At 48.9% G+C, this 25,101-nt stretch carries 25 protein-coding genes; 20 read left to right on the top strand and 5 right to left on the bottom strand.

Going from position 1 to position 25,101, the window contains the following annotated elements; all coding sequences use genetic code 11:
• Positions 1 to 49 precede the first annotated feature (49 nt).
• From BZ167_RS17765 to BZ167_RS17775, 3 genes are all read right to left on the bottom strand, one after another.
• Positions 50 to 1,168: an NADH-dependent flavin oxidoreductase gene (locus BZ167_RS17765; RefSeq protein WP_032863662.1), complete on the bottom strand. Its 1,119-nt coding sequence runs from the start codon at positions 1,166 to 1,168 to the stop codon at positions 50 to 52.
• Positions 1,169 to 1,261: 93 nt separating this feature from the next.
• Positions 1,262 to 1,399, bottom strand: coding sequence for a hypothetical protein (locus tag BZ167_RS20370; protein ID WP_014470646.1), 138 nt, complete (start codon positions 1,397 to 1,399; stop codon positions 1,262 to 1,264).
• Between the two features lie 296 nt (positions 1,400 to 1,695).
• Positions 1,696 to 2,328 (bottom strand): helix-turn-helix domain-containing protein, encoded by a 633-nt coding sequence (locus BZ167_RS17775; RefSeq protein WP_007408365.1) that lies wholly within the window; start codon positions 2,326 to 2,328, stop codon positions 1,696 to 1,698.
• 146 nt (positions 2,329 to 2,474) lie between these two features.
• Between BZ167_RS17775 and ytaF the strand changes: the two genes are divergently transcribed.
• The 10 genes from ytaF (at position 2,475) to prpB (ending at position 12,049) form a co-directional block, all read left to right on the top strand.
• The gene (gene ytaF, locus BZ167_RS17780; protein WP_040237929.1) at positions 2,475 to 3,098 is read left to right on the top strand and encodes a sporulation membrane protein YtaF; all 624 of its coding nucleotides are present in this window, start codon (positions 2,475 to 2,477) and stop codon (positions 3,096 to 3,098) included.
• A 308-nt stretch (positions 3,099 to 3,406) separates the two neighbouring features.
• Positions 3,407 to 3,724: a hypothetical protein gene (locus tag BZ167_RS17785; protein ID WP_040237931.1), complete on the top strand. Its 318-nt coding sequence runs from the start codon at positions 3,407 to 3,409 to the stop codon at positions 3,722 to 3,724.
• Between the two features lie 19 nt (positions 3,725 to 3,743).
• Positions 3,744 to 4,370, top strand: a complete 627-nt coding sequence (locus BZ167_RS17790; protein WP_007612483.1) for an N-acetylmuramoyl-L-alanine amidase family protein — start codon at positions 3,744 to 3,746, stop codon at positions 4,368 to 4,370.
• Between the two features lie 87 nt (positions 4,371 to 4,457).
• Positions 4,458 to 5,195, top strand: coding sequence for a glycerophosphodiester phosphodiesterase (locus BZ167_RS17795; RefSeq protein ID WP_015240188.1), 738 nt, complete (start codon positions 4,458 to 4,460; stop codon positions 5,193 to 5,195).
• A gap of 140 nt (positions 5,196 to 5,335) precedes the next feature.
• Positions 5,336 to 6,517, top strand: coding sequence for an acetyl-CoA C-acetyltransferase (locus BZ167_RS17800; protein ID WP_040237933.1), 1,182 nt, complete (start codon positions 5,336 to 5,338; stop codon positions 6,515 to 6,517).
• Positions 6,518 to 6,536: 19 nt separating this feature from the next.
• Complete coding sequence (locus tag BZ167_RS17805) at positions 6,537 to 7,388, top strand: 3-hydroxybutyryl-CoA dehydrogenase (RefSeq protein WP_039254529.1); 852 nt, start codon at positions 6,537 to 6,539, stop codon at positions 7,386 to 7,388.
• A 29-nt stretch (positions 7,389 to 7,417) separates the two neighbouring features.
• Positions 7,418 to 8,551 (top strand): acyl-CoA dehydrogenase, encoded by a 1,134-nt coding sequence (locus BZ167_RS17810; RefSeq protein WP_015417793.1) that lies wholly within the window; start codon positions 7,418 to 7,420, stop codon positions 8,549 to 8,551.
• A gap of 23 nt (positions 8,552 to 8,574) precedes the next feature.
• Positions 8,575 to 9,672 carry a citrate synthase gene (gene mmgD / locus BZ167_RS17815; RefSeq protein ID WP_015417792.1) on the top strand — a complete coding sequence of 366 codons (1,098 nt, stop codon included), beginning with the start codon at positions 8,575 to 8,577 and terminating at the stop codon, positions 9,670 to 9,672.
• 25 nt (positions 9,673 to 9,697) lie between these two features.
• The gene (locus tag BZ167_RS17820) at positions 9,698 to 11,125 is read left to right on the top strand and encodes a bifunctional 2-methylcitrate dehydratase/aconitate hydratase (RefSeq protein ID WP_170936328.1); all 1,428 of its coding nucleotides are present in this window, start codon (positions 9,698 to 9,700) and stop codon (positions 11,123 to 11,125) included.
• Between the two features lie 18 nt (positions 11,126 to 11,143).
• Entirely contained in the window at positions 11,144 to 12,049 is a 906-nt protein-coding gene (gene prpB, locus BZ167_RS17825; RefSeq protein WP_015417790.1) for a methylisocitrate lyase, read from the top strand.
• Between the two features lie 28 nt (positions 12,050 to 12,077).
• On the opposite strand, the gene BZ167_RS17830 is transcribed toward prpB, so the two are convergent.
• The gene (locus BZ167_RS17830; protein WP_007408378.1) at positions 12,078 to 12,320 is read right to left on the bottom strand and encodes a DUF2627 domain-containing protein; all 243 of its coding nucleotides are present in this window, start codon (positions 12,318 to 12,320) and stop codon (positions 12,078 to 12,080) included.
• Positions 12,321 to 12,473: 153 nt separating this feature from the next.
• On the opposite strand from BZ167_RS17830, the gene BZ167_RS17835 reads away from it, so the two are divergent.
• The 8 genes from BZ167_RS17835 to BZ167_RS17870 all read left to right on the top strand — a co-directional run bounded on the left by BZ167_RS17835 (position 12,474) and on the right by BZ167_RS17870 (position 22,506).
• Entirely contained in the window at positions 12,474 to 14,543 is a 2,070-nt protein-coding gene (locus BZ167_RS17835) for a sigma-54 interaction domain-containing protein (protein WP_007408379.1), read from the top strand.
• 122 nt (positions 14,544 to 14,665) lie between these two features.
• Entirely contained in the window at positions 14,666 to 15,559 is an 894-nt protein-coding gene (yqiS, locus tag BZ167_RS17840; protein WP_077392162.1) for a phosphate butyryltransferase, read from the top strand.
• 13 nt (positions 15,560 to 15,572) lie between these two features.
• A complete protein-coding gene (gene bcd, locus BZ167_RS17845; RefSeq protein WP_003153209.1) occupies positions 15,573 to 16,667 on the top strand; it encodes a branched-chain amino acid dehydrogenase in 1,095 nt (364 codons plus the stop codon).
• 17 nt (positions 16,668 to 16,684) lie between these two features.
• Positions 16,685 to 17,800 carry a butyrate kinase gene (gene buk / locus BZ167_RS17850; protein ID WP_094032254.1) on the top strand — a complete coding sequence of 372 codons (1,116 nt, stop codon included), beginning with the start codon at positions 16,685 to 16,687 and terminating at the stop codon, positions 17,798 to 17,800.
• Entirely contained in the window at positions 17,790 to 19,211 is a 1,422-nt protein-coding gene (gene lpdA, locus BZ167_RS17855) for a dihydrolipoyl dehydrogenase (RefSeq protein ID WP_077392163.1), read from the top strand. The genes buk and lpdA overlap by 11 nt, the downstream gene beginning before the upstream one ends.
• 22 nt (positions 19,212 to 19,233) lie before the next feature.
• The gene (locus tag BZ167_RS17860) at positions 19,234 to 20,226 is read left to right on the top strand and encodes a thiamine pyrophosphate-dependent dehydrogenase E1 component subunit alpha (protein WP_007408383.1); all 993 of its coding nucleotides are present in this window, start codon (positions 19,234 to 19,236) and stop codon (positions 20,224 to 20,226) included.
• 12 nt (positions 20,227 to 20,238) lie between these two features.
• Complete coding sequence (gene bfmBAB, locus BZ167_RS17865; RefSeq protein ID WP_061860701.1) at positions 20,239 to 21,222, top strand: 3-methyl-2-oxobutanoate dehydrogenase subunit beta; 984 nt, start codon at positions 20,239 to 20,241, stop codon at positions 21,220 to 21,222.
• 21 nt (positions 21,223 to 21,243) lie between these two features.
• A complete protein-coding gene (locus BZ167_RS17870) occupies positions 21,244 to 22,506 on the top strand; it encodes a dihydrolipoamide acetyltransferase family protein (protein WP_061860700.1) in 1,263 nt (420 codons plus the stop codon).
• Between the two features lie 44 nt (positions 22,507 to 22,550).
• On the opposite strand, the gene BZ167_RS17875 is transcribed toward BZ167_RS17870, so the two are convergent.
• Positions 22,551 to 23,447, bottom strand: a complete 897-nt coding sequence (locus BZ167_RS17875) for a YegS/Rv2252/BmrU family lipid kinase (protein ID WP_007612445.1) — start codon at positions 23,445 to 23,447, stop codon at positions 22,551 to 22,553.
• A 178-nt stretch (positions 23,448 to 23,625) separates the two neighbouring features.
• On the opposite strand from BZ167_RS17875, the gene brxB reads away from it, so the two are divergent.
• Together brxB and BZ167_RS17885 are read left to right on the top strand one after the other, a co-directional pair.
• Positions 23,626 to 24,063, top strand: coding sequence for a bacilliredoxin BrxB (gene brxB, locus BZ167_RS17880; RefSeq protein ID WP_003153223.1), 438 nt, complete (start codon positions 23,626 to 23,628; stop codon positions 24,061 to 24,063).
• A 245-nt stretch (positions 24,064 to 24,308) separates the two neighbouring features.
• Positions 24,309 to 25,076 (top strand): arginine ABC transporter substrate-binding protein ArtP, encoded by a 768-nt coding sequence (locus BZ167_RS17885; protein ID WP_007408386.1) that lies wholly within the window; start codon positions 24,309 to 24,311, stop codon positions 25,074 to 25,076.
• Positions 25,077 to 25,101: the final 25 nt, after the last annotated feature.

Consider the following 25,101-nt stretch of genomic DNA (forward strand, 5'->3'; position numbering starts at 1 on the left):
AAAAACTTGTGAATCAAAAAAACTGCCGGACATCCGGCAGTTTTTTAGTCTACTTTTCAAACGGCACCCAGCCGCCTGTATTCTGAATCATTTCCCATAACGGTTCAGGAAGTCGGTATTTCTCAATTTCAGATGCTTGAATGGCTTTTTCGATTTCCTGTTCGCGGCCTTCTTTGACCAGCACCGCCCATTCGGGGTTAATCAAAATGACACGTCCCAGAGCCACCAGCGGAATTCCGCTTTCTAATACAGCAAGCGCTTCGTCCGCGGTATAGATGGAACCGACGGCCATCAGCGGCACTTTATGGCCGACGCGTTCGTTTAATAAATCCATCCGCGTCCGTGAAGTATCCGCTCCGCGGCGAGCTTTGGAATTGACATCCATCAGTGAAATATGCAGATAATCCAAGTTCTCTTCCGCAAGCGCGTCGGCGAGCATGAATGTTTCTTTCATTGTAAGCCCCGGTGTTTCCGGCTCTTCCGGTGACAGGCGGTAGCCGAGAACGAATGGATTTTCAGCGTGTGTATCAATTGCCTGTTTGACAGCGTCAACGACTGCAAGCGGGAACGCAAGGCGCTTTTCATCGCTTCCGCCCCAGCGGTCTGTGCGCCGGTTTGTTTTCGGTGAATAAAATTGGTGAATCAGGTACCCGTTTGCCCCGTGAATTTCAACACCGTCAAAGCCGGCTTCAATCGCTCTGCGTGTCGCTTCGCCGAATGCTTTCACGATGTGCTCAATTTCTTGTTCGGTGAGAGCCCGGGACGTTTGTCTCCCGTCTTCTTCTGAGCCGCTCGGGCTGACGACGTCGTTGTTTGGCACGAGTTCAGGAGGGCATTCCAATCCTCCGTGGTGAATCTGCACAACGGCTTTCGCTCCTTGAGACTGGATCGCCTGAGCGAGTTTTTTCAAGCCGGGAATGTGAGAATCATCATAGATGCCGGGCTGGCCTGGAAACGCTTTGCCGTCCGGCGTTACGTTTGCACATGCCGTAATGACCATGCCCATTTCTTTTGAACGGGGAGTAATGTAGCTTAATTCACGGTCGGAAATTGTTCCGTCATCATTTGATGAATAGTGTGTCATCGGTGCGACTGAAATACGGTTTGGTATAGTGACGCCGCTTTCGAACGTAAAAGGTTCAAACAGCGGTTTATAAGTTTGCTTCATCATTTCGCCTTCTTCCTTAGGAGTTTAACTCGTCCGTATTCTAGCTTATGTTTTAATTGTGTGCAATTATTTTGCTTGTTCTTCTTCCTGAGGTTATGACCGGCTGAACCATTTAAACGAATGAAACGGTTTTCTCCGTTCCTTTTCAGGATCTTTATATCCTCCTGAAATTTGATGGCCGATCGAGCTGAATATGACAGCGGCGGCGAAGAGGAGAATGATTTTTTTCATATACATATCTTCTTTCTTATCTTTTACAAGGTTATTTATAAGCATACGCTTGTGCGAAAAAACCGTCAATTTGTTTTTATTTATTCTTTTTTCCACTTTCCTGCGGCGAATATCGTTCCGATCTGAATCACAACACTTAACAGAGCGCACACTGCCACAACTGTGTTGCTGTCCATAGAAGACACCCTCCTTTTTGTTAGGTTGATGTATCATATGACAGCTGTCTCTGTTTTGACAAAACCGTAATGCGGTGTTTCATATTTTTCAACACAAAAAGGGCGCTTTTTTAAGCGCCTTTACTTTTTTTTCAGCCGGTTCAAAGCGATTTGAACGGCGATGGCGTCATCCAGGTAGCCGATCGGAAACATGTAATCCGGAATGACGTCGGTCGCTAAAATATAATACAGCAGCGCGCTCCCGAGAATCGCGCGGTCTTCAGCCGGTGTTGATTCATCCATATACTGATGATGCATGTTTTTCAAATGATCAATAAAAGGGCCGACGCTTTCTTCATTGTCCATTTTCTTTTGAAACTCATCGCAAATCAGGCGATGGCCCTGCTGGGTTTTGGCATATTGTTCATATCTGGTCAGTTCGCGCTCAATTTGCTCCCGGGAAAAAGGCTGATCAAACATCTCGGCCATATTCAGCATATCCTGAATCGCGTGCATCGGGTCTTGCGGCGCAGCTTCTTTTTCATGGCCGATGTCTATGCCTGACGCCTCAAGCAATTCCTCCAGCGGGGTGCGGAGATGTTTTGAAAATTCCTGAAGATGCTTTAAATTGGCCTTCTGCTTGCCGTTTATAATCCGGGAGATGGTGGCCGTATCAATGTTTGTTAAGGCGCCGAGTTTTCTCATAGAGAGCGAGTGCTTATCAAGCAGTGATTTTAAAAGGGGCCCCAGTGTCGTATTTTTATTTTCTGTCAAGGGTGTCACCTCGTTTCCGCCGGAATGATGATCATTAATCAATAATTTTTGCAGAAAAGGTACCTTTTCTGTGCTGCTGAATAGGATAGTGTAGATTCAACGGCACAACATGTTGAAAAGACATCAAAGAATGGAGAGAAACGAACATGGCTTGGTTATTGATTTTAGGTTTGGCAGTGTCCTCGAGCATTGATAATTTAGGAGTGGGGATGTCATACGGCATCAGAAAAATCAAAATATCGCATGCGTCAAATATGATGATCGCTTTTATCTGTTTTGTATTCAGTTATATCGGAATTTATTTCGGCAAATGGATTTCAGCCGTTTTACCGGGCTTTCTTCCTGTATTGCTGGCGGCGTTTATTTTATCTGTCATCGGTATCCGCATCATTCTGCTGGCTGTGCCGAGAAAAACAGCGCGTGTTGGCGCGTCAGAAAAAAAAGGCCGTTTTGCCGGTCTGCTGCAAAATCCGGAGGCAGCGGATGCCGACGGTTCGGGAGAAATCGGTATATTGGAATCCATGGTTCTCGGGGTGGCCGTATCCGCAAATGCGCTGACCAACGGATTAAGCGCGGGGTTGATCGGGCTTTCTCCCGCTGCCATTTCCATCACTGCGGCGGTCGGAAGCTTTTTGACCATATGGATCGGCTGCTCGCTTGGAAAAAAAGCCGCGTCATTGCGCATCGGTTCTTTTCACGTCGGACAGTTCAGCACGGTGCTGAGCGGAGTGATTATTCTCATCATTGCCGCCAATACGCTGCTCTTTTAAGTTGTCCCGTTCATTTTATGAAAAGCTCAAAATAAATATGAATGTTTCTATTCGGGAGAGCGCATGACGCGGCTCTCTTTTTTTGCCGATCTGATATTTTTTCAAAATGAACAGAAAGTCGTCCGTTTCCGTTAAATTCTGCATATTCAGCCTTCAGACAGAACCTTTTTCATAGACTGATCAGCTTGTTTTCTTTCTAAGTTCAGGTAAACAGCAGGTCAGATAGCCTTCATTCCAAATATGGAAAAGCGCTGGAGGAATGAAGGCTCCCTTTACAAATCGGCCATTCTGTTAAAAGATAAAGCCGAATGAGAAAACGTGAGGTGATCTGTGTGAAGTCTGTCATACTTCTGATCTTCACCGCATGGCTGTTATCAGGCTGCGAGTATACCGCGGAGGCTGATGCGGCGCCGTCATTTACTCAGGAAGGAACATTTATAAAAACGGCCGGAAACGATACGATCGCGGTCGAAATTGACGGAGAAAGGCAAGAGGTGAAGGTGCCTTTCGCTAAGCGGTTTGAATGTCAGTCTCTGCCTGAACATACGGCGGTGCAAATCACCTATAAAAAAGAGAGCAACGGACAATTACGGCTTGAGGAACTGAAAAAAGAAACAGATATGTGAAAACGGGGAGGAAAAAAACGTGGGTTTACTGACAAAAAGCGCTGCTGCCTTCGGTGCCGCTCTTCTTCTGCTTGCGCCGTCTGCTTATGCAGCTGAACCTTTGCAAGGGAAAACCATTTATATCGATGCCGGACATGGCGGAGAAGACAGCGGGGCCGGCGGAAATGGACTGCTTGAGAAAAACATCAATTTAGCGGTGTCAAACAAGGTAATCGCCAAATTGGAGACAGAAGGCGCAAAACCTGTTGCTTCAAGGACTGACGATACTTTTTTACGGTTGGACGAGCGGGTGGCGAAAGCAAGCGCCAGCCAATCCGATTTATTCGTCAGCCTCCATACGAATTCAGCCGTATCAACGGCATCGGGCACGGAAACGTATTTTAATTCGACATATGAAGGAGCAGACAGCGAAAGGCTTGCTTCCGACATCCAGCAGCAGCTTGTCACGTCTTTAGGGATGAGGGACAGAGGCGTAAAAGAAGCTCCTTTTTATGTTATTACATATTCAAAGATGCCGAGTGTGCTGGCTGAATTAGGTTTTATCACAAATCCTCAAGATGCGGACAAGCTGAAAAGCGATAACGGACAAGAGCACGCCGCGGACGCCGTTGTAAACGGAATCGAAACCTATTACAGCGGACGGTAATTATAAAATATGTGTAAATAGCACCCTCCTTATGTGCATAACGATTATAATAGAGAAAACCGATGACAAACACCTGAGGTGACACATATGACGAATATTTTTGCCCACCGGGGGGCGTCGGGCGACTGCCCTGAAAATACGATGCCCGCATTCAAAAAAGCGATTGAGGACGGGGCTGACGGAATCGAACTTGATGTACAGATGACAAAAGACGGCCGGATCGTGGTCATTCACGATGAAACCCTCGACCGCACGACGTCTTTGAAAGGATTTGTGAAAGATACGGCGTATGACAAAATCAGAACCGCCGATGCCGCCGGAAAATGGAAAGATGCTTTTAAAGGTGTCAGAATTCCGCTTTTGTCAGATGTGCTGCGTTTTGCGGAACGTGCTGATTTTCTGATAAACATTGAGCTGAAAAACAGTGTATTCCGTTACGAAGGAATGGAAGAAGAAGTGATTAAAAAAGTCAGATATTACGGACTGGAAAAGCGCGTTATTTTTTCTTCATTTAATCATGAGAGTCTCGCGGTTTGCCACGCCTTGGCGCCTGAAATTGAACGGGCGGTGCTGACAATGGATGTGCTGTACCGGCCTGAACGGTATCTTGCCGCCATTCCCGCTTCAGGTTATCATCCGAAGCTCGGTACGCCGGCGGTGAGCGCTGAAGTGATCAAACATCTTGCAAAACACCAAGCGGCGCTCCGTCCGTTCACCGTCAATCGTCCTGAGGATATGAAGCAGCTGATGAAAGCGGGAGCAGACGCAATTTTTACCGATTATCCAAAGCTGGCTGTTTCTATAAAAGAAGAATGCCGCAGCTGAGAAGACTGTTCAGACAGTCTTCTTTTTTTATGGGCGGGAAAAAGGCTGTGCACTCATAACTCGGTCAGCCGGTTCATATATTGTAACAGGGCGTTTTGTGTAAGCGTTATCTTTTATCTTATTGAAAGTGAGGCAAAATTGTGGGAAAAACGGTTATCGTCAGTGCGGCAAGAACGCCGTTCGGAAAATTTGGCGGCGCATTAAAAGAGGTAAAGGCAGCCGAGCTTGGCGGCATTGCCATAAAAGAAGCAATCAAGCGCGCCGCTATCAGTGAAAGCGAAGCGGAAGGAGCGGTGATGGGAATGGTCGTCCAGGCGGGTGCCGGGCAGATACCGGCACGGCAGGCTGCAAGATATGCCGGGCTTCCGTGGTCCGTTCCGGCTGAAACCATTAATAAGGTCTGTGCATCGGGGCTCAGGGCCGTTACCATCTGTGATCAAATGATCCGGGCGAAAGATGCGGACGTGCTGATTGCAGGCGGAATGGAAAGCATGAGCAATATTCCGTACGCCATTCCGGCCGGCCGCTGGGGTGTGAGGATGGGAGACGGGGTGTTTCAGGATTTAATGGTTCATGACGGGCTGACCTGTGCGTTCGACCAGGTGCATATGGCTGTCCACGGAAGCACTGCGGCCAAAAAGTACGGCATTTCCCGGGATGAACAGGATCATTACGCTCTTTTGAGTCAGAAACGCGCGGCTGAGGCGGCCGAGGCGGGCAAATTGCGTGAAGAAATTGTCCCCGTCACCTGGACCGGCAAAAAGGGCAAACAGCATACCGTTGAAGCGGATGAGGGGCTGCGCCCTGATACGAGCCTTGAGCAGCTTGCAGCGATCAAGCCAATTTTTACAGCCGACGGAACGGTTACAGCCGGAAACGCTCCCGGTGTAAATGACGGGGCCGGAGCATTTGTGCTGATGTCAGAGGAAAAAGCCGCGAAGCAGCATGTCAGGCCGCTCGCAGCGATACTTGGCTTTGCGTCAGTCGGACTGGAAGCGTCCGAGCTGGCAAGCGCGCCGGGAGAGGCCATCAGCCGGCTCTTGACAAAAACCGGACTGACCGTTGACGATATTGATTTGTTTGAAGTAAATGAAGCATTTGCGTCCGTCGTGCTCGTGAGTGAAAAAATAGCCGGGTTCAGCCGGGAAAAAGTGAATGTAAACGGAGGGGCGATTGCGTTCGGCCACCCGATCGGCGCAAGCGGAGCGAGAATCATCATGAGTTTAATATACGAATTAAAGCGTCGCGGAGGAGGTTTAGGCATAGCTGCTATATGCAGCGGAGCGGCTCAAGGAGATGCCGTCCTGCTTGAGGTGTACTGATCAAAGGAGGGAGCGCCGGATGAAGATGAAAACAATCATGGTCGCAGGTGCCGGTCAGATGGGAGCAGGCATCGCGCAGACGGCTGCAGAAGCCGGGTTTGCCGTCAAGTTATACGATTGGGAGCCGGAAACGGTAACAAAAGGTCTTCACCGCATAAAGACAAACCTGGAGAAAGAGCAGGCAAAAGGACGGAAGACACAGCAGGAGACAGATGCCGTTTTCAGCCGTATTTCCCCGGCAGAGCTCACAGAAGCGGGAGATGCTGATTTTGTAATTGAAGCCATTGCAGAAAACAAAAAAGCAAAAGCAGAATTGTTTGACACACTAGATAAAATCTGTCCCCCTCATGCCGTATTGGCAAGCAATACGTCTTCTCTTCCCATTACGGAGCTTGCCGCGGCAACAAAAAGGCCTGAAAAAGTAATCGGCATGCATTTTATGAATCCGGTTCCTGTCATGGAGCTTGTCGAAGTCATCAGAGGACTCGCCACATCGGAAGAAACGGCGGAAACAGTAAAGAAGCTTGCTGTCCGGATGAATAAAACCCCTGTCGAAGTCAATGACTTCCCGGGCTTTATATCTAATCGCATATTAATGCCGATGATTAACGAAGCCGTTTATTGCCTTTACGAAGGAGCAGCTTCAAAGGAAGCGATTGATGAGGTGATGAAGCTCGGCATGCGGCATCCGATGGGTCCTTTAACATTAGCTGACTTCATCGGGCTGGATACGTGCCTTTCCATTATGGAGGTTCTCTATGCGGGGCTCGGAGATTCGAAATACCGCCCATGCCCTCTGCTCAGAAAATATGTCAGCGCCGGCTGGCTCGGCAAAAAAAGCGGGCGCGGTTTTTATGAGTACGGCAGATGACGTAAAGATCATGAGGGGAGACGGCAGCCATGCATTTTACAGAAGAGCACATCATGATGAGAAAAATGGTGCGTGATTTTGCCCGCAAGGAAATCGCGCCGGTGGTTGAGCTCATGGAATCAACAGATGAATTTCCGGAGCGGCTGATTAAAAAAATGGGCGAAGCGGGATTGATGGGCATTCCCGTCCCGGAAGCTTACGGCGGGGCGGGTGCTGATACAACATCTTACATTTTAGCGATTCATGAAATATCAAAAGTCAGCGCGGCCGTCGGCGTCATTTTGTCCGTCCACACATCGGTAGGGACAATCCCGATTTTGCATTTTGGGACAGAAGCCCAAAAACAAACGTATATTCCGAAGCTGGCAGCGGGCGAATATATTGGGGCTTTTGCGCTTACTGAGCCTCAATCCGGATCTGATGCGGGCAGCCTGAAAACAACGGCCGTGCGAAAAGGCGGTTCATATATTCTGAACGGTTCAAAAATCTTTATTACAAACGGCGGAGCGGCAGATCTGTATCTGACATTCGCCATAACCGATCCGGGTAAGGGGAGAAAGGGAATTTCAGCGTTTATCGTTGAAAAAAACACACCCGGTTTTTCTGTCGGAAAAAAAGAAAAAAAGCTCGGACTGTTAGGTTCCAATACTGTCGAATTGCAGTTTGACCAAGCGGAAATTCCGGTTGAAAACCGGCTCGGCGAAGAGGGTGAAGGCTTTTCAATCGCCATGAAAAACCTTGACGTCGGACGGATCGGCATAGCGGCCCAGGCGCTCGGGATTATCGAAGCGGCGCTCGGCTGCTCGGTGGAGTACGCCAAAACCCGCAGCCAGTTCGGCAGACCCATTGCTTCGAATCAGGCCGTTTCATTTAAATTATCTGACATGGCGACGAATGCGGAAGCTGCCAAATTATTGGTCTATCATGCTGCTGATCTGTATCAGCGAGGGCTTCCGTGCGGAAAAGAAGCATCTATGGCGAAGCAATTCGCGTCCGATGCGGCGATGAAAGCGGCGGTGGAGGCTGTGCAGATTCACGGCGGCTACGGCTATATGAAAGAGTATCCCGCGGAGCGTTTATTTCGGGATGCGAAAGTCACGCAAATCTATGAAGGAACCAATGAGATTCAAAGGCTGATTATTTCTAAGTATCTTCTTCAATAAAAAGTGCGCAAAGGAGCGAAACCATGGAATCTTATTCTCCCGGTTTAGATGGCGTCATAGCGGTGGAAACGGGGATTTCTTTCCTGGATACACAGCAGGGCAGTATTTTAATCAAAGGCCACGATCTGATTGAGCTTTCTAAAACGGCCGGCTATATGGACATTGTTCATCTCTTATTGGAAGACAGACTTCCTGATGCGAAAGAGAAGGCGGCGCTTGAAGAAGACGTTCGGCGCGGCGGGCACCTTCCCGAGGAAATCTTGCACATATGCCGTCTGCTGCCTGAACATACTCACCCGATGGACGGACTGAGGACGGGTTTGTCCGCGCTTGGAGGCTTTGACAAGGACATCGATGACCGTTCATCTTCCGTAAATCAGCACCGCGTACGCGGACTGATAGGCAAAATGCCGAATCTGACGGTCAACAGCTATCGAGTCATCAACGGGCTGGAGCCTTTGGCGCCGGTCGGAACCTTATCATACAGCGCAAACTTTTTATATATGATTACCGGAAAAACACCGTCATCTTTGGAAGAAGAAATCTTCGACCGGTCGCTTCTTTTATACAGTGAGCATGAATTGCCGAACTCAACGTTTACGGCCCGTGTCATCGCTTCGACGCAATCGGATATTTACGGTGCGCTGACCGGAGCCGTCGCCTCGCTTAAGGGAAATCTTCACGGCGGAGCGAACGAAGCGGTTATGTACATGCTTGAGGAAGCGAAGGATACAGACGGGTTTATACAATTATTAACTCAAAAACTCGCAAACAAAGAAAAAATCATGGGCTTCGGCCACCGTGTCTACATGAAAAAAATGGACCCGAGGGCGCTCATGATGAAAGAAGCGTTAAAAAAGCTGTCTGATCTTTCAGGTGATTTCCGTCTTTATCATATGTGTGAAGCCGGCGAAACCGTCATGCGGGAGAAAAAAGGCCTTTATCCGAATTTAGATTACTACGCAGCGCCGGTCTATTACATGCTCGGCATCCCAATATCGCTGTACACGCCTATATTCTTCAGCGCACGGACGGTCGGCCTGTGCGCCCACGTCATTGAACAGCACAGCCGAAACCGGCTTTTCCGCCCGCGTGTCCGCTATACCGGAGCGCGCCTGTAAACAGATGAGAAAGGAAGATGAAAACATGACAGAACCCCGCCGAATGGATGCTGTAATCGAAGAGATTTCTGATTACGTGCTCCATCAGGAGATTGACAGTTCAGAAGCTTTTACTACGGCAGGACATGTGCTTCTTGATACGATAGGCTGCGGGATTTTGGCGCTCAGCTATCCCGAATGTACAAAGCTGCTCGGCCCGATTGTCCCGGGAACCTCCGTGCCCAACGGCAGCAGAGTCCCGGGCACGCCTTTTGTTTTAGACCCGGTCACGGCTGCTTTTAATATCGGCTGTATCAACAGGTGGCTCGATTATAATGATACGTGGCTTGCTGCGGAATGGGGTCATCCGTCTGATAATCTCGGAGGCATATTGGCTTGTGCGGATTATATATCCAGAGTGCGGATTTCAGAAGGGAAAGAACCGCTTACCGTGCGCGATGTGCTTTGCGCAATGATCAAAGCGCACGAAATTCAAGGAATTCTCGCTTTGGAAAACAGCTTAAACAGAGTGGGGCTTGACCATGTGCTGTTTGTGAAAGTGGCGACTGCGGCTGTTTGCGCGCAAATGCTGGGCGGCTCAAAAGAGGAAATCAATAACGCCGTATCTCATGCCTGGATTGATAATTCAAGCCTCAGAACGTACCGTCATGCGCCGAATACCGGATCACGCAAATCATGGGCGGCCGGCGACGCGACGAGCAGAGGGGTATATTTGGCCCTTATGGCGCACAAAGGTGAAATGGGGTACCCGACGGCTCTGACCGCATCTGGGTGGGGATTTCAAGACGTATTGTTTAACCGGCAGGAAATAAAGCTTGCCCGCCCGCTTGGGTCTTATGTGATGGAGAATGTTCTGTTTAAAGTATCCTACCCGGCTGAATTCCATGCCCAGACAGCGGCGGAATGCGCGGTCCGGCTTCATCCGGAGGTGAAAGACCGCATCGAAGACATTGACAGGATCACGATTATGACGCATGAGTCGGCAATCCGGATTATCGATAAAAAAGGGCCGCTTCACAATCCGGCTGACCGGGATCACTGCCTCCAGTATATTACGGCAATCGGGCTGCTTTTCGGAGATATCACGGCGGATCATTATGAAGAGGAAACGGCGTCTGACCCGCGAATTGATACATTGCGGAGCAAAATGGAGGTGACGGAACACAAAGCGTACTCAATAGATTACTTAGACCCGAATAAGCGATCCATCTCAAATGCCATACAGGTGCATTTTACAGACGGCACGGCTACGGGACGGATTGAATGTGAATACCCGCTCGGGCACCGATTCCGCAGAAAAGAAGCCGTTCCGAAGATTCTTGCCAAGTTTTCAGCAAACATCAGCACTCATTTTTCATTGAAGCAGCAGCGTAAAATCAAAGAGGCCTGTAAAGATAGCGGCCGAATGCAGAAGCTCAGCGTTAGTGAATTTATGGACTTATTTCTCGTATAAAATAGGAGGGTGACAAACATGACGTGGATCGTCAGCAAGCAGTCGTCTCAAGAGGAGCTTGCAGAGCGGTTCCGCACGCTGATGGCAGCGCCGGATCTATTGCAGATCCCCGGCGCTCACGATGCGATGGCCGCTCTTATCGCCAAGAAAACGGGGTTTTCGGCTCTTTATTTATCAGGCGCGGCTTACACGGCAAGCAGAGGGCTTCCCGATTTAGGGATCATCACGTCGGCGGAAATGGCTGAACGGGTTAAAGATTTGGTCCGCTCGTCTGATCTGCCCGTCCTTGTCGATATTGACACGGGTTTCGGAGGCGTGCTGAATGCCGCCCGGACGGCGAAAGAAATGTATGAAGCGCGCGCGGCCGCCGTCCAGATGGAGGATCAGCGCCTGCCGAAAAAATGCGGACATCTGAATGGGAAGCAGCTCGTGCCGATTGAAGAAATGGCGCAAAAAATCCAAGCGGTCAAGCGGGCCGCGCCGACTCTTCTTGTTGTTGCGAGAACAGACGCCAGACAGCAGGAAGGATTGGAGGGGGCATTAAAAAGGGCGTCCGCTTATATAAAAGCGGGTGCTGACGCTGTTTTTCCGGAAGCGCTCCAATCAGAAAGTGAATTCAGAGCGTTTTCCAAACAAATCAGTGTGCCGATTCTCGCAAACATGACTGAATTCGGAAAAACGCCGTATTACAGTGCTGATGAATTTTCCGATATGGGCTGTCAGATGGTCATTTACCCGGTCACGTCACTCAGAACGGCGGCCAAGGCTTTTGAGCGTATTTTCCGCCTTCTGAAAGAAGAAGGCTCGCAAAAAGAGGGGCTTTCGGATATGCAGACGAGAAAAGAACTATATGAAACGATCGCTTACGATGACTATGAAGAACTGGATCAATCCATTGCCAAAACGATACTGCCGGACGACTGAAAAAGCCCTTTTTTTGCAAGGGCTTTTTTTACAGCTTTTTTTTCCTGAACCGCGGGCTGACTTGATTGCGTTTCCGATCTCTGTACAGAATAAATCCGGCCAGAACATAAAGGCCGAACAAAAAAAACGCCAATCCGGCCGCCCCCTGAAGAAAAAGGGACGGAAACGGGGAAAACGCATGCCCGAATAATGCATCTCTCATCAGCTTAATGCCGAGCGCCGCGACAGCGCCGGGGAGGACCAGAATCAAAAGCGCTACAAGCCGGCTCATATTCAGAAAACCCCTTTACGATATGTTTTCCTTTATTGTCCAATCGAAAAAATATTTTGTCAAGAGATCAAAACGTGGTAACATAGGGGTTGTGCAAATTATTGCAACGGGAAATACAGGTGTGCAAATTTTTTCATATAAAGGGGTATCGGGATGCAGAAGGTGCTGATTATAGGTGCTGGTAAAGGAGGCACGGCGCTCCTACAGATTTTGATGAAAACAAAGCTGATCCGGATTATTGCGGTGGTTGATCAAGATCCGGAGGCGCAAGGGCTGCAAGAAGCCCGGAGATATGGAATTGCAACCTCATCAGATTGGAAACCCTACATAACTGAAGATATAGATATTATCATCCATACAACAGGCGACAAAGCGGTCATGGATGAGCTGCTCCATGAGAAAAAAGAACAAACCATCGTCATGCCGGGGAAATTGGCGTACATGGTGTTTCAGCTGATGGAGGAAAAACAGCAGCTTATCCAAATGCTGAAGTCGCAGACGTATAAGCATGACCGGATTTTTAATTCAACGCACGACGGCATGATTTTTATAGACGTCAACGAAACGATCATTTTATTTAATCAGATGGCAGAAAAAATGGTCGGCCAAAAACGGGAGGATGTCATCGGCCGCCAAATTAAAGATGTAGTGCCGAACACAAAGCTGCCGCGGATTCTGGAAACGAGAGAGCCGGAATATAACCAGAAGCAGCTTCTCGGGAAGCACCTGCAGATTGTCACGACAAGACTGCCGATCATTGATGAAGGCGGAAAACTTCTCGGCGCGTTATGCGTGTTTAAAGACATCACCGACGCAGTTGAACTGGCGGAAGAGGTCACGAACTTAAAACAAATCCGCACCATGCTCGAAGCGATTATACAATCGTCAGACGAGGCCATTTCTGTCGTTGATGAAAACGGCATCGGAATGTTAATCAACAAAGCGTATACAAAAATGACCGGGCTGTCAGAAAGCGAAGTCATCGGAAAACCCGCTTCCACCGATATCTCAGAAGGGGAGAGCATGCACCTGAAAGTATTGGGGACAAGGCGGCCCGTGCGGGGTGTGAGAATGAAGGTCGGCCCCAATAAAAAGGATGTTATCGTAAATGTTGCCCCCGTTATTGTGGACGGTATTTTAAAAGGCAGCGTCGGCGTCATCCACGACGTGTCAGAAATTAAAACGCTGACTGCTGAGCTGAATCGGGCGCGCCAGATCATCCGCACGCTTGAAGCGAAATACACGTTTGACGACATTATCGGCACGAGTGAACAAATGCTGGTCGCCCTTGAACAGGCGAAGCTCGGGGCGAAAACGCCGGCGACGATTCTGCTGCGGGGAGAATCCGGCACAGGAAAAGAACTTTTTGCCCACGCCATCCATAATGAAAGCGACCGAAAATACAATAAGTTCATCCGGGTCAATTGTGCGGCCTTGTCTGAATCCCTGCTAGAATCCGAGCTTTTCGGCTATGAGGAAGGGGCGTTTACGGGCGCGAGGCGCGGGGGCAAAAAAGGACTTTTTGAGGAAGCGAATAACGGCAGCATTTTCTTAGATGAAATCGGAGAGCTGACCCAAAGCACCCAGGCAAAGCTGCTCAGAGTTCTGCAGGAAAAAGAAATTATCAGAGTCGGCGGCGCTAAAGCGATTTCTGTCAATGTCAGAATTATCGCAGCGACAAACGTCAACATCGAAAAGGCCATGGCGGAAGGCGCGTTCCGTGAAGACCTGTATTACCGGATTAACCGCTATCCGATCTCAATCCCGCCGCTTCGGCAGCGCAAAGAAGATATTGAAGCGCTGAGCATTCGGCTCATTGAAAAAATCAATCAGGATTACGGCCGCAATGTAAAGGGGCTCACGCCGAACGCGCTGCGAGCATTATCAGCCTACAGCTGGCCGGGAAACGTCCGGGAGCTTGAAAATGTTCTCGGACGGGCAATGATATTTTTAGAGCCGCACATGGAACGGATCGAACAGCAGCACCTGCCTGTTTTTGAATCAGAGCTGAATGAAAAAAACGGCACCCAAAGTGATTTTCCGGATGTGGAAGGGGAAAAGCTGTCTCAGGCTGTTGAAAAATTTGAAGCGCACGTCATTCAAAAAACGCTTGAAAAGCATAAATTCAACCGAACCAAAACGGCAAAAGCGCTTGGTGTCAGCATTCGGAATCTGTACTACAAAATGGACAAGTACGGCCTTGCAAATGACGGCATGCAATAAATTGCAGAGAAAGCGCAAACAGCTGCATGCTTTCTTGAAAAAAGCCGGAATAAACCCTCCCGCATATTTGGCACGGAACTTGCATTGTTAAAAGCGGATTCGCACAAGGAAGGTGGTACAAAATGAAGCTGAGAGACCTAGTTGAAAAAGCCGCGGCAAAAAACGCAAAAACCATTGCAGTGGCCCACGCAGCAGATAAAGAAGTGATCCAGGCCGTCAAAATGGCGGCAGAACACTTGTCGGCACGATTTTTACTGACGGGTGACAGCGGAAAGCTGAAAGAGCTTCTGGCAAATGAGCCGAAGTTCAATGCTGAAATCATCCACGCCGATTCACCCGAAGAATCTGCGGCAAAAGCAGTGCACGCAGTGCGTGAACAAGAGGCGGACGTTTTAATGAAAGGGAATCTCCCGAGCTCAACTCTTCTGAAATCGGTTTTAAACCGCCATGAAGGGCTTCGTTCAAAAAGGGTGTTATCACATGTAGCTGTTTTTGAGGTGCCGGACTATGACCGGCTGATGTATGTGACTGATTCAGCGCTGAACATTGCCCCGTCTCTTGAAGAGCTCGGGCATATTCTGCAAAATGCGGTTCATGTCGCACATTCAGTAGGGAATCCTATGCCGAAAGCCGCAGTCCTTGCCGCTATTGAAACGGTTAATCCGAAAATGGAGGCGACGCTGAACGCGGCTGCGATCGTCCAGATGTGCAATAGAGGACAGATTACCGGCTGCATTGCGGACGGACCGCTTGCTTTGGATAATGCCGTATCCCAAGCGGCTGCGCTGCAAAAAGGGATTTCCGGAAGCGTAGCGGGCCAGGCGGATATTCTCTTGGTTCCTTCAATCGAGGCCGGAAATATGCTTTATAAGTCAATGATTTATTTTGCGAAAGCAAATGTTGCTGCCGTCATCGCCGGTGCAAAAGCGCCGATCGCATTAACGAGCAGAGCGGATACCGCAGAAAATAAACTGTATTCAATTGCGCTTGCGATTTGCGCATCACAAGAACAGTAGGAGGAACGAACCTATGGAAATTTTTAAATATATGGAGACTTATGATTACGAACAATTGGTATTCTGCCAAGATGAACAATCCGGATTAAAAGCGATCATCGCGATTCATGATACGACGCTCGGCCCCGCACTCGGCGGAACAAGAATGTGGACATATGACAGTGAAGAAGCGGCGATTGAAGATGCACTGAGACTCGCAAAAGGCATGACTTATAAAAATGCGGCTGCCGGTTTAAACTTAGGCGGCGGGAAAACCGTTATTATCGGAGACCCGCGCAAAGATAAAAATGAAGAAATGTTCCGCGCGTTCGGCCGGTACATCCAAGGCTTAAACGGAAGGTATATTACGGCGGAAGACGTCGGCACCACCGTTGAAGATATGGACATCATTCATGATGAAACAGACTATGTAACCGGAATTTCTCCGGCATTCGGTTCATCAGGAAATCCGTCCCCGGTTACGGCGTACGGCGTCTACAAAGGGATGAAAGCCGCAGCGAAAGCGGCGTTTGGCACTGATTCCCTGGAAGGTAAAACAATTGCCGTGCAAGGCGTGGGAAATGTGGCTTACAATCTATGCCGCCACCTTCACGAAGAAGGCGCTTCTTTAATCGTAACGGATATCAATAAAGAATCTGTTAAACGTGCCGTTGAGGACTTCGGCGCCCGCGCAGTTGATCCCGGCGACATTTACTCACAGGCTTGCGATATTTATGCCCCATGTGCTCTCGGCGCCGTCATTAATGATGACACGATTAAACAGCTGAAGGCGAAAGTCATTGCGGGAGCGGCCAATAACCAGCTGAAAGAAACACGTCACGGCGATACCATTCATGAAATGGGAATCGTGTACGCTCCGGATTATGTCATCAATGCAGGCGGCGTCATCAATGTGGCCGATGAGCTTTACGGCTACAATGCTGAGCGGGCTTTGAAAAAGGTTGAAGGCATTTATGCAAACATTGAGCGGGTGCTCGATATTTCCGCGCGTGACGGCATTCCGACATACTTAGCGGCTGACCGTCTGGCTGAGGAACGAATTGAGCGCATGCGCCGTTCAAGAAGCCAGTTTCTGCAAAACGGCCAAAGTATATTAAGCAGACGATAGGAATTTGATCTGGAGGTATGAAAATGTTCGAAAAGGAAAAACGCATTCTCATTCTGAATCCAGGCTCAACATCAACGAAAATCGGTGTCTTTCACAATGAACGCTGTATCTTTGAAAAGACGCTGCGGCATCCCGAAGAAGAGCTGAAAACATTTAACAGCATCATCGACCAATACGAATTTCGAAAAATAAGCATTCTTGAGTCTTTGCACGAACAGGGCATCAACATTTCAAAGTTCGATGCCGTTTGTGCCAGGGGCGGTCTGCTCAGACCGATTGAGGGCGGCACATATGAAGTGAATGACGCCATGATCACTGATTTGAAAAACGGCTACAACGGCCAGCATGCTTCTAATCTGGGCGGAATTATTGCCAGGGAAATAGCTGACGGATTAAATATCCCCGCGTATATCGTCGATCCGGTCGTGGTGGATGAGATGACTCCGCTCGCTAAAGTATCAGGAATGCCTGAAATCAAGCGGAAAAGCATTTTCCATGCTTTGAACCAAAAAGCTGTTGCCCGTCAGGCGGCGGCGTCCCTCGGCAAACGGTATGAACAGATGAAGATGATCGTCACTCATATGGGCGGCGGCACCACAGTCGGTGTCCATGATTGCGGACGGGTGACGGATGTTAACAACGGGCTTCACGGAGAAGGACCCTTCAGCCCGGAGCGCGCGGGAACCGTTCCGGCGGGTGATTTGGTAGAAATGTGTTTTTCCGGCAAGTATTCAAAAGCCGATATGATGAAAAAACTTGTCGGCACGGGCGGACTCTCCGGCTACCTGGGGACAACGGACGCGGTGAAGGTGGAAAAACGCATTCAGGCCGGAGATGAGCATGCGAGGCTCATTTATGACGCCATGGCTTATCAAGTAGCAAAAGAAATCGGGGCGGCAAGCGCCGTTTTAAAAGGAAAAGTAGACATTATCGTCCTGACGGGCGGATTGGCGTACGGGAAAAGTTTCGTATCCGCCATCAGATCGTACATAGATTGGATTTCGGATGTACTGGTGTACCCGGGAGAAAATGAACTGCAATCTCTCGCGCAAGGCGCGCTTCGGGTTTTAGCCGGTGAGGAGCAGTCAAAGCAATATCAGATCGGCGAAGGAGTGAAAACAAATGGCGACTGAGTATGATGTGGTCATTCTGGGCGGCGGCACGGGCGGTTATGTAGCCGCCATCAGAGCGGCCCAGCTCGGCTTAAAAACGGCCGTTGTAGAAAAAGAAAAGCTCGGCGGAACATGCCTGCATAAAGGATGTATCCCGAGTAAAGCGCTGTTAAGAAGCGCGGAAGTGTACCGAACCGCAAAGGAAGCGGGAGCATTCGGCATTGAAACGGAAGGTGTCTCCCTCCGCTTTGACAGCGTGCAAAAACGAAAGCAGGGAATCGTTGACCGGCTGGCCGGCGGTGTCGCCCACTTGATGAAAAAGGGGAAGATTGATGTATTCAACGGGTACGGACGTATGCTCGGCCCTTCCATCTTCTCACCTCTTCCCGGTACGGTTTCCGTTGAATACGCAAATGGTGAAGAAAACGACATGCTGATACCGAAACAATTGATTATCGCAACCGGTTCAAGGCCGAAAATGCTGCCGGGTTTAGAAGCAGACGGTACATATATTCTGACATCAGATGAAGCGTTAGAGCTAGAACGTCTGCCCCAATCCATGATGATCGTCGGCGGCGGTGTCATCGGAATTGAATGGGCATCCATGCTGAACGATTTCGGCGTCAATATCACTGTGATTGAATATGCGGACCGCATTTTGCCGACGGAAGACCGTGATATTTCAAGCGAGATGGAAAAACTGTTAACGAAAAAAGGAATTAAGGTCGTGACGGGTGCGAAAGTGCTTCCGGATACATTGGAAAAAGCGGACGGCGTTTCAATTGCCGCTGAAAAGAATGGAAAAAAAGAAACGTATCACGCGGAACAAATGCTTGTTTCCATCGGCCGCCAGCCGAACATTGAAGGGATCGGGCTTGAAAACACGGATATTGAAGCGGAAAACGGTTCTATCATCGTGAACGAAGCCGGGCAGACGAAGGAATCGCACATTTATGCGATCGGTGATGTTGTCGGCGGGCTGCAGCTTGCGCATGTGGCCTCCCGTGAGGGCATCATTGCCGTTGAGCATATGGCGGGTCTTAATCCGGCTCCGCTTGATGCCGCTCTTGTGCCGAAATGTATTTATTCAAATCCGGAAGCGGCGAGCGTCGGTCTGACAGAAGAGGAAGCTCTTCGAAAAGGGCATGAACTGAAGATCGGGAAGTTTCCGTTCATGGCGATCGGAAAGGCTCTTGTATACGGAGAAAGCGACGGCTTTGTCAAAATCGTCGCCGATCGGAATACAGATGATATTCTCGGTGTTCATATGATCGGCCCGCACGTCACCGATATGATCTCTGAAGCGGGGCTTGCCAAGGTGCTCGACGCGACGCCTTGGGAAATCGGCCAGTCCATACATCCGCATCCGTCCCTATCAGAGGCGATTGGAGAAGCTGCGTTAGCCGCAGACGGAAACGCGATTCATTTTTAAAAGGAAAGAAGGAGGGGTTTGAATGACTACAAACCGCCATCAAGCATTAGGGCTCTCTGACGAAGAAGCCGTTGAAATGTATAGAACCATGCTGTTAGCCAGAAAAATCGACGAAAGAATGTGGCTCTTAAACCGCTCGGGCAAAATTCCGTTCGTTGTTTCATGTCAAGGACAGGAAGCGGCGCAAGTAGGCGCGGCCTATGCCTTAAACCGTGATACCGACTATGTGCTTCCGTACTACAGAGATATAGGGGTTGTGCTTGCATTCGGTATGACTGCAAAGGATTTGATGATGTCGGGTTTTGCGAAAGCAGCTGACCCGAACTCAGGCGGAAGGCAGATGCCGGGCCACTTCGGGCAAAAGGAAAACAGAATCGTAACGGGCTCATCCCCTGTTACGACGCAGGTTCCTCACGCAGTCGGAATCGCGCTTGCGGGACGCATGGATAAAAAGGATATCGTCTCTTTCGTTACCTTTGGAGAAGGATCTTCCAACCAGGGGGATTTTCACGAAGGGGCAAACTTTGCCGCTGTGTATAAACTGCCTGTCATTTTCATGTGTGAAAACAATAAGTATGCCATTTCTGTCCCGTATGACAGACAGGTGGCGTGCGAGAAAATATCCGACCGGGCGGCAGGCTACGGCATGCCGGGAGTCACTGTTGACGGAAACGACCTGCTGGAAGTTTACCGGGCCGTAAAAGAAGCGCGCGAACGGGCATCTAAAGGCGAAGGCCCTACATTAATAGAAACGGTTTCCTACCGTTTGACGCCGCATTCCAGTGATGACGACGACAGCAGCTACAGAGAACGCGAAGAAGTAGAAGAAGCAAAGAAACAAGATCCGCTTCTTTTATACAAAGCATACTTGCAAGAAGCCGGGCTTCTAGGTGAAGAAGAAGAAAAGACCATGCTGGATGACATCATGGCTATCGTAAACGAAGCGACAGACGAAGCGGAGAAAGCGCCATACGCATCTCCTGAATCAACGCTTGATCACGTTTATGCGAAGTAGGGAGGAATACTTATGTCTGTAATGTCTTATATTGACAGTATTAATGCAGCAATGAAAGAAGAAATGGAAAGAGATCCGCGCGTTTTTGTTCTCGGGGAAGACGTCGGGAGAAAAGGCGGCGTGTTTAAAGCAACGGCGGGTCTCTATGAACAGTTCGGAGAAGAGCGGGTGATGGATACGCCGCTTGCTGAATCAGCGATTGCCGGTGTCGGGATCGGCGCCGCGATGTACGGCATGCGCCCGATTGCCGAGATGCAGTTTGCCGATTTCATTCTGCCTGCGGTCAACCAAATCATTTCAGAAGCGGCAAAAATACGCTACCGTTCAAACAATGATTGGAGCTGTCCGATGGTCATCAGAGCGCCTTACGGCGGCGGTGTGCACGGCGCGTTGTATCATTCCCAATCTGTGGAGGCCATTTTTGCCAACCAGCCGGGCCTTAAAATTGTCATGCCTTCAACTCCTTATGACGCAAAAGGGCTGTTGAAAGCTGCAGTCCGTGACGAAGATCCGGTGCTGTTTTTCGAACATAAGAGGGCGTACCGTCTGATTAAAGGCGAAGTCCCTGCGGATGATTACGTCCTTCCGATCGGAAAGGCGGATGTAAAACGCAAAGGCAGCGACATTACTGTTATTACGTACGGATTATGCGTCCATTTTGCTCTGCAGGCTGCCGAGCGCCTTGAAAAAGATGGGATTTCCGCACACGTATTAGATTTGCGTACGGTTTATCCGTTAGATAAAGAAGCCATCATTGAAGCAGCGTCTAAAACGGGAAAAGTATTGCTGATCACAGAAGATACGAAAGAAGGCGGTATTATGAGCGAGGTCGCCGCCATTATTTCTGAAAACTGCTTATTTGATTTAGACGCGCCGATCAAGCGGCTTGCAGGTCCTGACGTTCCGGCAATGCCTTATGCGCCGACAATGGAAAAATACTTCATGATGAATCCTGACAAAGCAGAAGCCGCGATGAGAGAATTAGCGGAGTTTTAAAGACGTAAGGAGGTTTTTGACATGGCGATTGAACAAATGGCTATGCCTCAGCTCGGAGAGAGCGTGACGGAAGGGACGATCAGCAAGTGGCTGGTATCCCCCGGTGATCAAGTGAATAAATATGACCCCATCGCGGAGGTCATGACGGATAAAGTGAATGCGGAGGTGCCGTCTTCTTTTACCGGTACGATTACAGAACTTGTAGGAGAAGAAGGCCAGACTCTTGCGGTCGGCGAGATCATCTGCAAAATTGAAACAGAAGAAACGGAAACCGAAGAGGCGCCGAAGCGGGAAGAAGAGCAGAATAGCCCTTCAGACACTGATGCAAACCGTCAAGGTAAAGATCAGTCAAATAAAGCGCGTTATTCGCCGGCCGTGCTCAGATTAGCGGGAGAACACGGCATTCAGCTTGAAGAAGTTGAAGGAACGGGTGCAGGCGGAAGAATTACGCGAAAAGATATTCAAAAGATCATTGATTCGGGAATGAAGCAGAAGTCGGAAGCACCGGCGCCGGCTGCCGTTCAAACAACGCAACAAGCGCCGAAACAACAGCAAAAACAAGCGCCGCAACCCGCTCTGTCAGCCGGTGATATTGAAATTCCGGTTACAGGCGTCAGAAAAGCCATCGCCGCCAATATGCATAAAAGCAAAACAGAAATTCCGCATGCCTGGACGATGATGGAAGTCGACGTCACGAATATGACGGCGTACAGAAACAGCATTAAAGACTCATTTAAACAAAAAGAAGGCTTTAATTTAACGTTTTTCGCTTTCTTTGTAAAAGCGGCGGCGCAGGCTCTCAAAGAGTTCCCGCAGATGAACAGCATGTGGGCGGGAGACAAAATCGTCCAAAAGAAAGACATCAACATCTCCATTGCCGTTGCCACGGAAGATTCGCTGTTTGTTCCGGTTATTAAGCATGCTGATGAAAAAACGATTAAAGGCATAGCCAGAGAAATAACGGACCTTGCGAAAAAAGTGAGAAACGGAAAACTTACCGCGGAAGATATGCAGGGCGGCACATTTACCGTCAATAACACGGGATCTTTCGGCTCAGTTCAATCTATGGGCATTATCAACCATCCGCAGGCGGCGATTCTTCAGGTAGAATCTATCGTCAAACGTCCGGTTGTCATGAATAACGGGATGATCGCCGTTCGTGATATGGTTAATCTTTGCCTGTCTTTAGATCACAGAGTGCTCGACGGGCTCGTGTGCGGCCGATTCCTCGGACGCGTCAAAGAGATCTTAGAAAACATTGATGAACATACTTCCGTCTATTAAAAAAAACTCCTTTTGCCCGGGCGGCAAAAGGAGTTTTTTTATTTTCATTGTGAATCCTCGGGAACAAGCATAGTGAGATGATGTTTTTTCACTTCAATCGTACAAGGTGTTGTTCCGTATACCTCGCCATCTGTATCCGCGTCCATTTCACGTCCGGTTTCGATTTCAATCCTGGAGGCCTGAATATAGGACAGCTCCCCTTTGAAATCATCAAACGAACCCTGCTCCATCGTCATCAGCTCCCGAAGCGCGGCAAGGCTTGTGTTGCGGCAGATTAACACATCGGCTAAGCCGTCCTGGAGGCTGGCATCAGGCAGGGGAACTCTGTTTGTCCCGATATAATGCCCGTTCATGACAAGCACCATTACGGCTTCGTCTTCTTTCACCTCGCCGTCAATCGTCAATTTGACAGGAAACGGGTTCGCGCTTGTCATCGTCCGCAAGGCGCTCGTGAAGTAGCTGATTTTACCAAGCCATGCTTTTTCAGTTTCATTAATATGGCTTGATGCTTCGGTGATCAGTCCGATGCCCCAGAAGTTCAGAAAATAGCCGTCATCCGTTTTACAGACGTCAATCATCCGTTTATGTCCGGCCGCGAGCGCTTCAGCGGCCTTTTGAAGGTTTTGCGGGATGCCGAGCGCCCGTGAGAAATCGTTGCACGTTCCTCCCGGCAAAATGCCGACAGCGGGTCTGTGATCAAGCTTGCTGATGCTGTTGATGCATTGATGCACAGTGCCGTCTCCGCCTAAAATATATAAATGGTCAACTGAACTGTCGAGATTTTCACAATACTGACGGGCATCATCCTGATGTTTGGTCGGTTTAATCAAAAGTTCGTCAGCTGACTGGGCCAAAATGGGGACGACCGTGCCGAGCGTTTTATCAATCTGTTTTTGACCGGCGTTTCCGTTATAAATTAAAACTGCTTTCCGTTGGCTCATATGACTGCTCCTTTATTTCAGACAATCTCCTTAACAAGTTTCCCGTTTTTAAAGGGTCATAAACTTACATCGGGAACATAAAAGGGACAAAAAACAATTGGATATGAGCGGTGTCATTTGCCGATAGGGAGGTTCCTTGCTATCATAAGAAGAGATGATCAAAAAGGAGATGTCCCAGTTGAATATGGATTTTAATTTATTTATGAATGATGTCGTGCGTCAAGCCCGCCAGGAAATCACGGCCGCCGGGTATACAGAGCTGAAAACCGCTGAGGAAGTGGACGAAGCGCTTTCGAAAAAAGGAACGACACTCGTCATGGTCAACTCTGTGTGCGGATGCGCAGGCGGTATTGCACGGCCTGCCGCGTACCATTCCGTACATTACGATAAACGCCCGGATCAGCTTGTGACGGTATTTGCCGGACAGGATAAAGAAGCGACAGCCAAAGCGAGAGAATACTTTGAAGGCTATCCGCCGTCCTCTCCGTCATTTGCCATTTTAAAAGACGGGAAAATCATGAAAATGGTGGAACGCCATGAAATTGAAGGCCATGAGCCGATGGCCGTCGTCACAAAACTGCAGGAAGCATTTGAAGAATATTGTGAAGAAGTATAAGTGAAAGAAAAACCCCGGAGCCAAGCGCTTGCGGGGTTTTTTTATATGGCATCTGTATAAATATAAATATTTATACATCGGCGTTCAGCTGTCACTAACTTGAAAAACAATGACTATAATAAACACAGAAAGGAAAATATATTTTTCAAAAATAGTATTGCATCACAAATAAAAAGTGTTTAAAATACAAGTTAACGAATAAATATTCAATTTTAAGAGATCAGTAGATATGGGGGAAATGAATCATGAAGAAATGGCTGTTGGTATTAGCTGCCGCATGTATCACCTTTGCGCTGTCCGCCTGCGGATCAGGCAATTCAGGCTCAGAGGGCGGAAAGAACAAGCTGATTATGGGTACATCGGCTGACTATAAACCATTTGAATATAAAGACGGCGATCAGATCACCGGGTTTGACGTTGATCTGGCAAAAGCTCTAGGCAAAAAGACTGGCTATGACGTTGAGGTGCAGGACATGGACTTCAACAGCCTGATTACAGCCTTGAAGTCCAAGCAGGTAGATATGATTTTATCTGGAATGACACCTACGCCGGAACGGAAAAAGCAAGTTGATTTTTCTGATATTTATTATACTGCTAACAATATGATCGTTACGAAAAAGGGAAGCAGCATGAAATCCCTGAATGATCTGAAAGGCAAAACCGTCGGTGTTCAGCTCGGCTCCATTCAAGAGGAAAAAGGCAAGAAGCTCGCTTCGAAATACGGTTTTCAGCTCGAAGACCGCAACCGGATCTCAGACTTAACCGAAGAGATCAAATCCGGGCGTTTTGATGCCGCGATTATCGAAGACATCGTAGCACAAGGCTATTTCAGTTCAAATCAAGATCTGCAGGGCTTTGCGTCAGCAGATGCGAAATCAGACGAATCGGGCTCCGCGATTGCGTTCCGCAAAGACAGTGATCTGACAGCGAAGTTCAACAAAGCGCTGAAAGAAATGGAGAAAAACGGAGAAATCGAAAAACTGAAGAAAAAATGGTTCACCAACGAGAAATAAAAGAAAGCTCAACTTTTCGTTGAGC

Origin of the sequence: Bacillus sp. 275 (assembly GCF_001999205.1) — a bacterium.
GTDB lineage: Bacteria > Bacillota > Bacilli > Bacillales > Bacillaceae > Bacillus > Bacillus velezensis.